A 13,479-nucleotide genomic window follows, 5' to 3' on the forward strand; every position below is an offset into this window, starting at 1 on the left:
GGCGACGGCTACGGCGGCACGCGTCTTCATTCCCAGATCCTTCCCGAATCGTCCGGTGAAACCCTAGCGGACATGGCGGGCCCGTCCCAGGGCCGACATGACGCGCCCGATAACCTGAAGTTCAGGCCTCCGTCGCTTTCGTGCCTTGTCAGGAGCGACGGCCGCCTGCCCAAATCGCGACCGGCGGGGCGGACCAGTCCCGCGAGACGCCTGAGGCGTGACGGCAAGAGAAGCCCGGCCGGACCGGGACCGCGGCGCCGCCTCGGCGGGGGATCACAGATCTGGGGGTTTGCATGAGCTTTCTGAACAAATCGGCCATGGCGCTTGCCTTGTGCCTGGCGGTATCCGCCGGGGCGCTGGCCGGACCGGCGGCGGCGGAGACGGTGCTGAACCGCGGCTTCGGCAGCGCGCCGTCGACCCTCGACCCGCAGCTGAACAACGGCGCGCGCGAGAACTACATCATCGCCGACCTGTTCGAGGCGCTGCTGATCCTGGACCCGCAGGGCAACCCGCAGCCGGGCGCGGCGGAGAAATGGGAAACCAGCGCCGACGGCCTGACCTGGACCTTCCATCTGCGGCCCGGGCTGAAATGGTCGAACGGCGACCCGATGGTGGCGGCCGATTTCGTGCGCGGCATCATCCGCGCCATCGACCCCGAGACCGCGTCGGAGCACGCCTACTACCTGACCGCAGTCCTGCCGATCAAGAGCAGCAAGCCGTTCAACGAGGGCAAGCTGACGGATGCGGCCCAGCTGGGCGCCGCGGCGCCGGACGACCGCACGGTGGTGCTGACGCTCGACTACCCGATGCCGGACGCGCCCTACATCCTGGACTTCCACACCACCGCGCCGGTGCATGAGCCGAGCCTGAAGGCCGCCGGCAACAAGCTGGACTACACCCGGCCGGAGCTGTTCGTCAGCAACGGCGCCTACATGCTGAAGGAATATGTGCCGCAGTCGAAGGTGGTGCTGGTCAAGAACCCGAACTACTGGGACGCGGCCAACGTCAAGATCGACACCGTCGTCTACCATGTCACCGAGGACGCCTCGACCGAGCTGAAGCGCTACCTGGCGGGCGAGCTGGACGCGACCATGACGGTGCCGTCCGACCAGATCGAGAAGCTGAAGGCGGAGCGGCCGCAGGAGCTGCACCAGAACCCGACGCTGGGCATGAAGTACCTCAGCTTCCAGCCCGATGCCGGCCCGCTGTCCGACATCCGCGTGCGCAAGGCGCTGGCCTATGCCATCGACCGCGACTTCCTGCAGGAGAAGATCGAGAAGGCCGGCAACGTGCCGATGTACACTTTCTCGATCAACCAGGACCCCAGCTACAAGCCCGGCAAGGTGCAGGAGGCCGGGCTGAGCAAGGAAGAGCGCCTGGCCGAGGCGAAGAAGCTGCTGGCCGAGGCCGGCTACGGCCCGGACAAGCCGCTGGAGATCGAGATCATCGGCCCGTCCAGCGCCGCCAGCAAGCGGCGGGTCGAGGGCATCACCGCGATGTGGAAGCAGAATCTGGGCGTCCGCACCAAGCTGGACCTGACCGAGGTCAAGACCTGGCTGGAGAAGCTGCACACCGGGACCTGGCAGGTCTGCATGGACAGCTATGGCGGCGACTATCCGCAGGCCAAGACCTGGCTGGACGCGCTGCGCTACAGCGGCACGCCGAGCTATCACTGGAAGGACGACGAGTACGAGAAGCTGATGGACCAGGCCAACGCCGTCGCCGCGGACAAGGCCAAGTTCTACGAGACCCTGGGCCAGGCCGAGCAGCGCATGCTCGACCAGTACGTGTTCATCCCGATCACGGTGTCGAGCGACAACCTGCTGGTCCAGACCTACGTCAAGGGCTGGGGCGCCAACCCGATCGGCCATCCGATGTCGAAGTTCCTGAGCATCGAGAAGTGACAAGAAGGGGGCGCGGTCTTCCCGCGCCCCCTTCTTGTCATCCCCGCGAAAGCGGGGATCTCGCGCCACCTCTGAATGCGACGAGATTCCCGCTTTCGCGGGAATGACGAAGGAAGAAGCAGGGAGCAGCCGGGCCCGATGGTCTTGTCCGTCCTTCGCCGCATGCTGGGCAGCGTGCCGACGCTGTTCGCGCTGGCGACGATCACCTTCTTCGTCATCCGCTTCGCGCCGGGCGGGCCCTTCGACGGCGAGAAGAAGCTGCCGCCGGCGCTGATCGCCCGGATGGAGGCGCAGTTCCACCTGAACGAGCCGCTGTGGCAGCAATATCTGCGCTTCCTGGGCGACGTCGTGCGGCTCGATTTCGGCCAGTCGATGTACTACCGCGAATACACGGTGACGCAGCTGATCGGCCACGGCCTGCCGATCTCGCTGCAGATCGGGCTGTGGGCCACGCTGCTCTACGCCATCGCCGGCGTCACCTTGGGCGTGGTCGCGGCGCTGCGCCGCAACGGCATCCTGGACAATCTGGTCAGCGCCGTCGCCATGGGCGGCATCGTGGTGCCGACCTTCGTCATGGCGCCGATCCTGCAGATCGTCTTCGCCCTGATGCTGAGCCTGGTGCCGGTGGCCGGCTGGGACAATGGCTGGCGGTCGATGGTGCTGCCGGTGGTGGCGATGGCGCTGCCGAACATCGCCTATGTCGCCCGGCTGACCCGCGGCGCGATGATCGAGACGCTGCGCAGCAACTACATCCGCACCGCCCGGGCCAAGGGCGTGGGCGAGTGGCGGGTGCTGACCCACCACGCCATCCGCGGCGCCATGATCCCGGTGATCGCCTATCTCGGCCCGGCCACGGCCGGGCTGATCACCGGGTCGATGGTGATCGAGACCATCTTCGCCGTGCCCGGCATCGGCCGCTACTTCGTCGAGAGCGCGATCAGCCGCGACTACACCATGGTGATGGGGGTCACCCTGGTCTACGGCACCTGCATCATCCTGTTCAACATGGTGACCGACGTGGCGCAGATGCTGCTGGACCCGAGATCACGCACATGACCGACGCCACCGCCGATCTCGCCGCGCCCGAGGAACAGGGCGCCGAGGGCGTCAGCCCGCTGCGCGAGGCGCTGCGCCGGTTCCGCACCAACAGCGCCGCCGTGGCCAGCCTGATCATGCTGGTGCTGATCGTGATCTTCTGCTTCGGCGGGCCGCTGCTCTACAGCTACGAGCCGGACGACGCCAATTTCGAGGCGATGAACGCGCCGCTGGACCTGCTGTCGGCCTATCCCTTCGGCACCGACGACCTGGGCCGCGACCTGCTGCTGCGGATCATGGCCGGCGGCCAGGTGTCGCTGATCATCGGCCTGGTGGCGACGCTGATCGCCGTCGCCATCGGCGTCACCTGGGGGTCGGTGGCGGGGTTCCTGGGCGGCGTGGTCGACCAGGTGATGATGCGCATCGTCGATGTGCTGTACGGCATCCCCTACATCTTCCAGGTCATCCTGATCAGCATGGCGCTGGGGCGCGGCAGCACCGCCGTGATCATCGCCGTGGTGCTGTCGCTGTGGCTGACGCCGTCGCGCATCGTCCGCGCCCAGGCCATCGCCCTGCGCCACCGCGAGTTCATCGAGGCGGCGCGGGCCGGCGGCATGACCAAGCGCCAGATCGTGCTGAAGCACATCATCCCGAACTGCGTCGGCGTTGTGATCGTCTATTCCAGCCTGCTGATCCCCGACGTGATCCTGAGCGAATCCCTGCTCAGCTTCCTCGGCCTCGGCGTGCAGGCGCCGGAGACCAGCTGGGGCGTGCTGATCAGCGAGGGCCAGGCCAAGATCGAGACCGCCCCGCATATGCTGATCCTGCCCGGCCTGGCCCTGGCCCTGACCCTGTTCTGCATGAACTTCGTCGCCGACGGGCTGCGCGATGCCTTCGATCCCAATGAACGCTGATCCTCTCCTCTCCGTCGAGGATCTGGCGATCCGCTTCCGGATGCGCCGGGGCGACGCCGTCGCCGTGGCCGGGGTCGACTTCACGGTGCGCCGCGGCGAGGTGCTGGGCATCGTCGGCGAGAGCGGGTCGGGCAAGAGCCAGATCCTGCTGTCGATCATGGGCCTGCTGGCCGGCAACGGCGCCGCCACCGGCCGGATCCGCTTCGAGGGGCAGGACCTGCTGGCGCTGGACCGGCGCGGGCTGGACCGGCTGCGCGGGTCGGCCATGACCATGATCTTCCAGGACCCGATGACCTCGCTGAACCCCTATCACCGGGTCGGGGCGCAGCTGACCGAGGTGCTGATCCGCCACCAGGGGATGAAGAAGAAGGAGGCCTGGGAGGCCGCGGCCAGGATGCTGGACCGGGTGAAGATCCCCGACGCGGCGAAGCGGATGCGGCAGTACCCGCACCAGCTGTCGGGCGGCATGCGCCAGCGCGTCATGATCGCCATGGCCCTGCTGTGCAACCCGCGCATCCTCTTGGCCGACGAGCCGACCACGGCGCTGGACGTCACCGTCCAGGCCCAGGTGCTGGACCTGCTGCGCGGCCTGGTGCGCGAGCTGGGGACGGCGGTGATCCTGGTGACCCACGACCTCGGCGTCGTCGCCGAGATGTGCGACCGGGTGCTGGTGCTGTATGGCGGCAAGGTGATGGAGGCGGCGCCGGTCGACCCGCTCTTCGCCGACCCGGCCCATCCCTACACTCGCGGCCTGCTGGATTCGACGCCCGACCTGGAGGGGACGGAGGGCGAGCTGCGGGTGATCCCGGGCCAGCCGCGCGCCGCATCCGGCGACCTGCCCGGCTGCCCCTTCGCCCCGCGCTGCGACCGCAGGGTCGAGGCCTGCACCGCCGCCATGCCGCCGCTGCTGCCGGCCCGCGACGGAAGCGGCCGCGTGGTCGCCTGCCACCGGCCGCTGCCGCAGCCCGCTGCCGTGCCGGAGCTGGTGCCATGACCCCGGTGCTGTCGGTCCGCAACCTGAAGGTCCATTTCCCGCTCTCGACCGGGCTGCTGGGGGGGCCGCCACTGGTGGTGAAGGCGGTGGACGACGTGTCCTTCGACCTCGCCCCCGGCGAGGTGCTGGCCGTGGTCGGCGAATCCGGCTGCGGCAAGTCCACTTTGGGCAGGGCGGTGCTGAAGCTGATCCCGCCCACCGCCGGCACCGTCGCCTGGAACGGCAGCGACGTCACCGGCCTGTCCGAGGACGCGCTACGTCCGCGGCGGCGCGACATGCAGATCATCTTCCAGGACCCGCTGGCGTCGCTGGACCCGCGCATGACCGTGGCCCAGATCATCGGCCGGCCGCTGCGCACCTTCCACCCCGAGCTGAAGCGGGCCGAGGTCGCGGCCCGGGTGAACGAGGCGATGCGCCAGGTCGGCCTGTCCCCTGCCCTGGCGCACCGCTATCCGCATGAATTCTCCGGCGGCCAGTGCCAGCGCATCGGCATCGCCCGCGCCATCATCCTGCGGCCGAAGCTGATCGTCTGCGACGAGCCGGTGTCGGCGCTGGACGTCTCGATCCAGGCGCAGATCGTCAACCTGCTGATGCGGCTGCGGCGCGAGCTGGGCATGGCGCTGATCTTCATCTCGCACAATATGAGCGTGGTGCGGCACATCAGCGACCGGGTGATGGTGCTGTATCTGGGGCGGGAGGCGGAGATCGCCGGCCGCGACGCCTTCTTCGCCCGGCCGCTGCACCCCTATGCCCAGGCGCTGCTCTCCGCCGTGCCGGTGCCGGATCCGGTGCGGGCGCGGCAGCGCCGGCGGGTGGTGCTGCAGGGCGACACGCCGTCGCCGATCAACCCGCCCTCCGGCTGCGCCTTCCGCACCCGTTGCCCGCATGCGGCGGAGCTGTGCGCCCGGGCCGTGCCGGGGCTGCGCGATTTCGGGACCGGCCACCGCGCCGCCTGCCACCGGATCGAGGAGCTGGCCGGCGTCCCGGCCTGACCACGCCGCGCCCGCCATGCGTCCGGCGCCGTATCCCGATCCGCCGTCCCTGAGGTAGCATTTCCGTCATGAGCATCGATCCCGGCTTCCTGGACCGCCTGATCGCCGCGCCGCGGCTGCTGTTCCCGGCCGTGTCGCCGGATGGGCGCTGGGTGGCCTGGCTGTGGAACGGCAAGGCCGAAGGCAATGGCCCGTGGCTGGCCCCGACCGCCGGCGACGCGCCGCCGCGCCTGCTGCCGGAGCCGTATTCCGGCTGGGATTGCGAGAGCTTCAGCTGGGCACCGGACAGCCTGGCGCTGATCGTCGCCCGCCGCCGCAACGGCGAGGAGCAGGTCGGGCTGCAGCGGGTCTGGCTGGACCCGGCGCGGCCGGCCGAGGCGCTGCTGCCGGACCGGCCCGGCTACTACGTCTACACCGCCCAGCAGCACCCGGACGGGCGGCGGCTGGTCTATGCCGCCAGCCGCGACCCGGCCACCGGGCTGGGCGGCGACATCCTGCACCTGTACGAGCACGACATCACCACCGGGGCGCAGCGCGCCCTGGCCTCGCCGCTGCGCTCCTGCAAGCTGATGCCGAAGCTGGACCCGACCGGGCGCCGGATCCTGTATCTGCGCAACGACCACCACCCGAGCGGCCGGGCGCTGTGGGTTTACGACCTGGAGACCGGCGAGGACCGCGAGCTGTACAGCCCCGGCGGCCCGGCGAAGGTCGAAGGCGTGTGGTCGCCGGACGGGTCCCGTATAGCCTTCGTCGCCGAGGGGCCGTCGCACAAGCGGCTGGGGCTGATCGACCTGGCCACCGACGACCTGCGCTGGCTGGTCGACAATCCGGCGATCCCGGTCGAGCATGTGCGCTGGCCGCGCCAGGCCGATGGCAGCCAGGACCTGCTGGTGGTGATCGAATCCAGCGCCGCGCGGGACGAGGCCGGGTTCCTGATGGTCTCGACCGGCGCCTATGCCCCGGTGTTCCGCGGCGGCGACATCCTGCGCCCGATCGCGCCGCTGCCCGACGGCCGCTGGGTGGTGGAGCGCGGCCGGGCCACAGCGCCGACGTCGATCATCGCCCTGGCGGCCGAGGCGCCGGACCTGCTGACCGCGCATGAGCTGGCGCCATTGCCCGAGGGGTCGCTGCCCGACCCGGCGGAGCTGAGCCCGGCCGAGCCCTTCTGGTGGCATTCGGTCGACGGGCTGCGCGTCCAGGGCTGGCTGTATCGAGCCAGGGGCGAGGCGCGCGGCGCCGTGATCCATGTCCATGGCGGACCGACTGCGCATTACGACGGCCGCTTCGACCCCGTCCCACAGGCGCTGGCCCAAGCCGGCTTCAACGTGCTGCAGCCGAACTATCGCGGCAGCACCGGCCTGGGCCTGGCCTTCCAGGAGGCGATCAAGGAAGACGGCTGGGGCGGGCGCGAGCAGGAGGACATCCGCACCGGCATCCTGGCGTTGATGAATGCCGGGCTGGCGCAGCCGGGCCGGGTCGGCATCACCGGCCTGTCCTATGGCGGCTATTCCGCCTGGTGGGCGATCACGCATTTTCCGTGCGAGGTGATCGCTGCCTCGGCGCCGATCTGCGGCATGACCGACCTGGTCACCGACTACTGGACCACCCGGCCGGACCTGCGCCCCTATTCCGAGGCGATGATGGGCGGCACGCCGGACGAGCTGCCCGAGACATATCGCGAGCGGTCGCCGATCCATGCCGTCGACCGGATCGAGGGGCGCCTCTTGATCGTCCAGGGGCTGACCGACCCGAATGTGACGCCGGAGCATGTCGAGATCATGCGGGCGGAGCTCGACGCCCGCGGCATCCCCTATGAGACGCTGCTGTTCCCGGATGAGGGCCACGGCATCGTCAAGCCGGGCAATTGCCGGGTGCTGTATGAGCGGCTGATCGCCTTCTTCAGCGAGGCGTTCGGGCCGGTTGCCGCCGCGGGCCAGGATGCGTCGGCGACCCTGACAGTGGCCGCCGACGAGCCCTGAGCGGCCCCCGGTCAGCCCGGCTTGTAGTCGACGATCAGGGGCACGCCTACTCCGCCCGGCGGCTCGATGTTCACCCCGCCCAGCGGGGTCATGTAGGTGTGGGTGCTGTGCTGCACGCCGGCCTGGTCGATCCAGGTCTTGGCCAGGCTGCTGCAGGAGCCGGAGAGTTGGGTGTTCAGGGCCGGCTGGGCATAGCTGACGCCCTTCAGCTTGTTCTCGAAATGGGTCAGCCCGTCGGTCACGAAGCCGGGCGGCGTCAGGTTGCAGGGCTGGTAGATCGTCGCCATCCCCGGCAGGTTCCACCACGCGTTCGGGACGATGTCGTAGTCGTTCCAGTAGCGCAGCGAATAGCTGAAGTCGGTGCCGTACAGCGTGGCGAAATCCGCGTTGCCGACGGTCGGCGCGGCGAAGGTGGCCGGGACGATCGGGGCGGTGATGGTGCCCAGGCTCTGCAGCCAGGGCGCGACCACGGTGGTCAGGGCGCCGCCGAGGCTGTGGCCGGTGACGATCAGCACCGGCTGCTGGTTCGCCGAATTGTTGAGATAGCCGGTCACGAAGTCCGACAGGGTCTGGCCGTTCGAGCTGAGCTTCTGGATGACGTCGAGGGCGGAAAGGGTGCCCTTGGCGATCCGCGCCGTGCTGCTGGGCGCCCAGGGCAGCGCCACCTGGTCGGGCACCCGCAGATCCTCGAACAGCTGCTTCAGGATGCCCCAGGGGTCGTCGACATGGACGTCGGTGCCGCGCAGACAGACCACCAGCAGCACCGGAAGGTTCGACGCCGCGTCGGTGTAGGCCGCGGCATAGGCGAGGTTGCTGTCGTCCCAGTCCTTGGCCGGGCCCCAGACCACGCTCCAGCTGCCAATCGAGGAGTCCGGCGCGGTCTCCCCCGGCGGCGGCACGGAGGGAACGGCCGCCGCGATCTGGTCGGTCGAGAAATACGAGATCTGGCACAGCTGCAGATAGCTGATCGCGAACGGTGTGGCCGAGGTGCCGGCCTGACCGGTCGCCCCCTGCTTGATCTCCTGCGGTGTCATGACGCCTCCTGATGTCCACGCGGGTCTTGCGGCGCCGGTCTTCCGCCTGCGCGGCGAAGCGGGCCGGGCGCATCATGACCGCTCGCGGCGGAGACGGCGTCAACACCTATAAGTTGTGGAAAATTTGATAAATCGCCAGAACGGATGGGGCGACATCGAAGATGCAAACCGGCGGCCGGCCCGATACTGTGCGGCCGAGTATAGACCCCGCCGCCTGGACCTTTGATGAGCCGCACCGTCCCCTCCGAAGCCGCTTCCGCCTGGCGCACCAGCATCGTCGTCAGCCCCGAAATCGGCGATGCCGTGCAGACCGCCTTCGACGACGCCTTCGCCTCGGTCGCCGCCTTCGAGATCGAGGATGGCGGCGACTGGGTGATCGAGGGCATCGACCGCGTTCCGCCGGACGAGGCGGCGCTGGCCGCGCGGCTGGCGCTGGTGGCGGCGATGCTGGGCACGACGCTGCCGGCGCCGGTGGTGGAGAAGGTGCCGCCGACCGACTGGCTGGCCGCGACCTACCAGGCCTTCCCGCCGCTGCGCATCGGCCGCTTCTTCATCCATGGCTCGCATATCGAGGACGCGCCGCCGCCCGGCACCATTCCGCTGTGCATCGATGCCGCCACCGCCTTCGGCTCCGGCGAGCACCCGACCACCGAGGGCTGCCTGCGGGCGCTGGACCGGCTGTCGCGCCGCCGCCGCTTCCGCCGCGTCCTCGACATGGGCTGCGGCACCGGCATCCTGTCCTTCGCCGCCGCGAAGCTGTTCCACGCCCCGGTGCTGGCGGCCGACATCGACCCGGAATCGATCCGTGTGACTCGTATAAACGCCCGTATCAACAGGCTGTCGGACCGGATCACCGCCGTGGTCTCGAACGGCTATGCCAGCCGGGTGGTGGCCGAGCACGGCCCCTACGACCTGATCATCGCCAACATCCTGGCCCGGCCGTTGATGAGCATGGCGGTCGACCTGCGCCGCAACCTGGCGCCGGGCGGCGTGGCGATCCTGGCCGGGCTGCTGGACCGCCAGGCGCCCCAGGTGCTGGCCGCGCACCGGCTGCAGCGCCTGACCCTGGCCGACAAGATCCCGATCCGCGGCTGGCCGACGCTGATCCTGGGCTGAGGCCCCGAACATTGCCAATTCTTCATCTTCGGGGCTGAGGATTTCGGCGGCGGCGTCACGGATGCGTCATGCCGGCGCTCTAGCTTGGGGCCAGTCTCACCCTGCCCCAGACAAAGGTCGCCCCGCATGGGAAGCCACCGCTCCGCCTCGCTGATCGCCCTCGCCGCCGCCGCCCTGATCGCCGGGGGCCGCGCGGCCCCGGCCGCCGATCCGCAGCCCTTCCAGACCCTCGACGGCAAGCCGCCGCTGGTGATCGGCCATCGCGGCCTGCCCGGCCTGATGCCGGAGGAGACCCAGCCCTCCTACGACATGGCCGCGGCGCTGGGCACCGACGCTCTGGAGGAGGACCTGCACCTGACCAGGGACTGCATCCTGGTGGCGCGGCACAATCCCTGGCTGAGCGACAACACCGACATCGCCGAGGTGGCGAAGGCCCACCCGGAGGTCGCGGCGCGCAAGCGCACCGTGCCGGGTGTCATGGTCAAGGTCGCCTGGGCCCAGACCCCGACCAGCGGTCCGTCGGAATACCTGACCGACCTGACCGATCCGAAGGACCTGAAATCGGTGCTGAAATCGCTGATCGTCGACGGCGAGGATCACACCGGCGACTGGTCGATCACCGATTTCACCGCGGCCGAGCTGAAGCAGTGGCTGGGCGGCACCACCTACGACGCCGCCAGCGAGCGGCCGAAGGAGTTCAACGGCAAGTTCCCGATCCTGACCTTCCAGGAGATCATCGACATCGCCAAGGCGAAGAGCCGGGCGACCGGCCGCACCATCGCGGTCTATCCCGAGAGCAAGAACCCGACCTGGAACGACGAGCAGGCGATCGCCAATGGTTGCGGCGCGCCGGGCAGCCGGCCGCTGGAGGACGCGATGATCAAGATCATCGCGGATAACGGCCTCAACACCCCGGACGCGCCGATCTTCGTGCAGAGCTTCGAGCCCGGCAGCCTGAAATACCTGCGCGCTCACGGGCTGAAGACCAAGGTGGTGCAACTGATCGACGGCTATGACATCGACTACAAGACCGGCGCCGTGGTCTACAACGAGGTGGTCGACAGCCGGCCCTATGACTGGACCGTGGCCGGCGACCCGCGCTGGTTCGACGCGATGCTGACTCCGGCTGGGCTGGCGGAGATCAAGACCTATGCCGACGGCATCGGCCCGTGGAAGCCGCAGATCGTACCGCTGAAGATCACGCCCTGGAAGGACAAGAACGCGGACGGCAGCGCCTTCACCGGGTCGACCCCGCAGGCGACGACCCAGCCGCCGACCAGCCTGGTGGCCGACGCGCACAAGGCCGGGCTGTTCGTCCACGTCTTCACCTTCCGTAACGAAAGCAAGTACCTGGCCGGCGACTACCAGGCCGACCCGCAGGCCGAATACCTGAAGTTCTTCCGCCTCGGCGTCGACGGCGTGTTCACCGACTTCACCAATGCCGGCGTGGCCGCGCGGGCCGAATACTTGCACGAGCTGGGCCGCTGAGGCTCGACGGCACCGTCCGAATCCCCCTCACCCTCCCATTCGCCAACGCGAATGGGCCCCTCCCTCTCCCCGAGGAGAGGGAAGGTTTACCTCTCCCCCGGGGAGAGGTCGAAATCGCGACCCGCGATTTCGGGTGAGGGGGCGGCACCGGCCCATCCGCTTGACTCAGCGCCTATGGCCTTGGAGCGACGGCGCAGCGCAGCGGCTGTCGCTTTCGGACAAAATCCGGGCGGATGGCCGGCCTAGGCTGGGGTTCCGGCGGCGGGATTCTCCGCCGCCGGTGCCGCCGAGGTCCATCCCATGTCCGCCGTCCTCTCCTCCGTCGCCGCGCTCCTGGCCGGGGTCGGGCTGATGCTGTGCGGCAACGGCCTGCAGGCGGTGCTGGTGGCGGTGCGGGCGACCGATGCCGGCTTCGGCACCGTGGTCACCGGCCTGCTCGGCTCGGGCTACTATGCCGGCTTCGTGCTGGGCTGCCTCTTGGGTCCCCATCTGGTGCGCCGCGCTGGCCATGTCCGCACCTTCGCGGCGGTGGCGGCGCTGGCGGCGGCGGTCGCCCTGTCCTTCCCGCAGCTGGTCCACCCGGCGCCCTGGATCGTGCTGCGCGGCGGCACCGGCTTTTGCTTCGCCGTGGTGTTCATGGTGATCGAGAGCTGGCTGAACGAGCAGGCGACCAGCCGCAGCTGCGGCACCGTGCTGTCGCTCTACACCATCGTCACCCTGCTCGCGATCACCATCGGCCAGATGCTGCTGGGGGTGGAGACCGGCAACCCGATGGCCGCCTTCACCTGGATCGCGATCATGATCTGCCTGGCGGTGCTGCCGATCGCGATGACCCGCATCGCCGCCCCGCCGCCACCCGAAACGGTGCGGCTGCGCCTGGCCCGGCTGGTGGCGACCTCGCCGGTCGGGGCCGCCGCCTGCCTGGTGGTCGGCATCGGCAACGCCGCCTTCTGGTCGCTGGGGCCGGTCTTCGCCCAGGCGCGCGGCTTCGACGCCGCCACCGTCGCGCTGTTCATGAGCGTGGCGGTGCTGGGCGGCGCCGTCGGGCAATGGCCGCTGGGCCGGCTGTCCGATCGGGTCGACCGGCGCTGGACGATCGTGATCTCGGGCATCGGCACCGCCGCGGCCGGCGCGGCGCTGCTGGCGGTCGGCTGGCTGCCGGGGGAGGCGGTGATCGGCCTGGCCTTCTTCTACGGTGCCTTCTCGCTGCCGCTGTACCCGCTGGCGCTGGCGCACACCTTCGACCAGGTCCGGGCCGGGGAGTTCGTCGAGACCTCCAGCGGCCTGCTGCTGATCTACGCCATCGGCGCCGTGGTCGGGCCGGTGCCGGCCAGCCTGCTGATGGTGCAGCTGGGCACCCCGACGCTGTTCGCCTTCGTCGGCGCCGTGAACCTGGTGCTAGTTGCCTTCACCCTGTACCGGATGGGGCAGCGGGCCCGCGCCCCAGCCGAATCACGGCCGGGATTCGTGTCGGTGCAGCCTGCGACCCAGGGCGCCATCGGGCTCGACCCGCGGGCGCCGGAGACGCCCGCCGTCGAGACCGCCGAAGGCTGATCAGGCCGCGCCGGCCCGTCAGGCGACGCTGGCGATGCGGTTGGTGTTGGCGGCGCGCTGCAGCGAGGCGCGCACGGCGCCCTCCGGCAGCATCGCGGTGACATCATTGTCGCCTTGCACCAGTACCGTCTCGATCAGGTTGCGGGTCAGGCCGATGTCCTCGAGCTGCCGGTCGGTCAGCTCCATCAGCTCGTGATAGGTCAGGCTGCGGTCGATGCCGCCGCGGATCCGGAAGAAGCCGCGGATGAGTGTGGCGAGAAGCTGGTATCCCATGATCGTGTCCCGTGTTTCCGCTTCCTGCTGGCGCAGGTTATTGCATTGCAACATCCGCCGCGGTCCTGCCGTGGCGGCATGGAGGAACGCTGCTTCCGGGAGACGTTTCCGAGATTGTCGTTGATGGCGGGATCGCCTGGACGGCGATCTCACATTGATAGAATGCGCGCTTCTTTTTGCGCTGCAATATCGAATT

At 69.5% G+C, this 13,479-nt stretch carries 11 protein-coding genes; 9 read left to right on the plus strand and 2 right to left on the minus strand.

The window, feature by feature from the left end; genetic code table 11:
• The first annotated feature begins 293 nt into the window (after window positions 1–293).
• The 6 genes from FFK22_RS31180 (at window position 294) to FFK22_RS31205 (ending at window position 7,818) form a co-directional block, all read left to right on the plus strand.
• Window positions 294–1,904, plus strand: a complete 1,611-nt coding sequence (locus tag FFK22_RS31180; RefSeq protein WP_138891782.1) for a peptide ABC transporter substrate-binding protein — start codon at window positions 294–296, stop codon at window positions 1,902–1,904.
• 138 nt (window positions 1,905–2,042) lie between these two features.
• A complete protein-coding gene (locus tag FFK22_RS31185) occupies window positions 2,043–2,960 on the plus strand; it encodes an ABC transporter permease (RefSeq protein WP_138891781.1) in 918 nt (305 codons plus the stop codon).
• The gene (locus FFK22_RS31190) at window positions 2,957–3,853 is read left to right on the plus strand and encodes an ABC transporter permease (RefSeq protein ID WP_138891780.1); all 897 of its coding nucleotides are present in this window, start codon (window positions 2,957–2,959) and stop codon (window positions 3,851–3,853) included. Before FFK22_RS31185 ends, FFK22_RS31190 begins: the two co-directional genes overlap by 4 nt.
• Window positions 3,843–4,847 (plus strand): ABC transporter ATP-binding protein, encoded by a 1,005-nt coding sequence (locus FFK22_RS31195; RefSeq protein ID WP_306770199.1) that lies wholly within the window; start codon window positions 3,843–3,845, stop codon window positions 4,845–4,847. The genes FFK22_RS31190 and FFK22_RS31195 overlap by 11 nt, the downstream gene beginning before the upstream one ends.
• The gene (locus FFK22_RS31200) at window positions 4,844–5,839 is read left to right on the plus strand and encodes an ABC transporter ATP-binding protein (protein ID WP_138891778.1); all 996 of its coding nucleotides are present in this window, start codon (window positions 4,844–4,846) and stop codon (window positions 5,837–5,839) included. Before FFK22_RS31195 ends, FFK22_RS31200 begins: the two co-directional genes overlap by 4 nt.
• 68 nt (window positions 5,840–5,907) lie before the next feature.
• Complete coding sequence (locus tag FFK22_RS31205) at window positions 5,908–7,818, plus strand: S9 family peptidase (protein ID WP_138891777.1); 1,911 nt, start codon at window positions 5,908–5,910, stop codon at window positions 7,816–7,818.
• An 11-nt stretch (window positions 7,819–7,829) separates the two neighbouring features.
• Here FFK22_RS31205 and FFK22_RS31210 read toward each other — a convergent pair whose 3' ends face one another.
• Entirely contained in the window at window positions 7,830–8,852 is a 1,023-nt protein-coding gene (locus FFK22_RS31210; RefSeq protein WP_138891776.1) for a lipase family protein, read from the minus strand.
• A gap of 225 nt (window positions 8,853–9,077) precedes the next feature.
• Here FFK22_RS31210 and FFK22_RS31215 point away from each other — a divergent pair, with 225 nt between their 5' ends.
• The 3 genes from FFK22_RS31215 to FFK22_RS31225 all read left to right on the plus strand — a co-directional run bounded on the left by FFK22_RS31215 (window position 9,078) and on the right by FFK22_RS31225 (window position 13,010).
• Window positions 9,078–9,968, plus strand: coding sequence for a 50S ribosomal protein L11 methyltransferase (locus FFK22_RS31215; RefSeq protein ID WP_138891775.1), 891 nt, complete (start codon window positions 9,078–9,080; stop codon window positions 9,966–9,968).
• A 126-nt stretch (window positions 9,969–10,094) separates the two neighbouring features.
• Window positions 10,095–11,456, plus strand: coding sequence for a glycerophosphodiester phosphodiesterase family protein (locus FFK22_RS31220; RefSeq protein ID WP_138891774.1), 1,362 nt, complete (start codon window positions 10,095–10,097; stop codon window positions 11,454–11,456).
• 300 nt (window positions 11,457–11,756) lie between these two features.
• On the plus strand, window positions 11,757–13,010 hold the full coding sequence (locus FFK22_RS31225; protein ID WP_138891773.1) for an MFS transporter: 1,254 nt from the start codon (window positions 11,757–11,759) through the stop codon (window positions 13,008–13,010).
• 18 nt (window positions 13,011–13,028) lie between these two features.
• Here the strand turns inward: FFK22_RS31225 and FFK22_RS31230 are convergent, their stop codons facing one another.
• Window positions 13,029–13,283 (minus strand): DUF1127 domain-containing protein, encoded by a 255-nt coding sequence (locus FFK22_RS31230; protein WP_186002741.1) that lies wholly within the window; start codon window positions 13,281–13,283, stop codon window positions 13,029–13,031.
• Window positions 13,284–13,479: the final 196 nt, after the last annotated feature.

Source organism: Mycobacterium sp. KBS0706 (assembly GCF_005938675.2).
GTDB lineage: Bacteria > Pseudomonadota > Alphaproteobacteria > DSM-16000 > Inquilinaceae > Inquilinus.